General features: G+C 27.2%; 2 protein-coding genes. Both read left to right on the top strand.

The window, feature by feature from the left end; translation table 11 throughout:
• Positions 1 to 316, top strand: a 316-nt coding sequence (locus CHI14_RS19635; RefSeq protein WP_141236707.1) for a cysteine hydrolase family protein, incomplete at its 5' end; no start/stop codon positions are given.
• A partial coding sequence (locus CHI14_RS19640) for a hypothetical protein (protein ID WP_141236708.1) occupies positions 291 to 717 on the top strand: 427 nt, incomplete at its 3' end. The genes CHI14_RS19635 and CHI14_RS19640, both read left to right, overlap by 26 nt.

Consider the following 717-nt stretch of genomic DNA (forward strand, 5'->3'; position numbering starts at 1 on the left):
ATATATAGTTTTGGAAAAAAACGAACCGAGTGGGTTCAGTAATAATAATTTAAAACCAATTCTGGAAAGTAGAAAAATTGAACATTTGGTGATTGTCGGATTTAATACAGAATATTGTTGCTTATTCACTGCAATTAATGCTCATCATGAGGGGTACAAAGTTACATTTATTGAAGATGCTACTGGGACGGTAAATAGCGAAGATACTTATGATATGAAAGGACTTGATATTCACGATTTTATTGGTTCTATTTTAAACTGGTCTAATTGTGTAGAGGTGCTTTACTATGATGAGTTCAAAAGTATATATTACTAAGGAAGAGTTATTAACAAATATAAACATACAAATGATGGATGAAATGAATATTAAGATCATTAAAAATTTGTATGTTTCTGAAGCTGACAAAAATGAAATGTATATAGTAGGATGTAAAATAGAGGAAAAGTTTATTAAACTTCCCAAAGTAGCGTTAGAGATTATTAATTATATTAGAAAGTATAATAATGTATCAAATATCTCCAATTATATTGGAAATGATATTGAATATAAAGATTTTGTAATAAGTATGATTAGTTTAGGCTTTATAGAGCAGTATGGAGAATATCAAATTATCAAACCTAGTGACAGTTCTAATGTAAAAAGGTTTGGTCTTAAGTTAAAGTCGAAATATTTGGACAAACCTTACGTAGACATTTTCTTTAGTAAAAAATTTATAT

The sequence above is a fragment of the Paenibacillus sp. 7516 genome (assembly GCF_002272715.1).
GTDB classification, from domain to species: Bacteria; Bacillota; Bacilli; order Paenibacillales; family Paenibacillaceae; genus Paenibacillus; species Paenibacillus illinoisensis_A.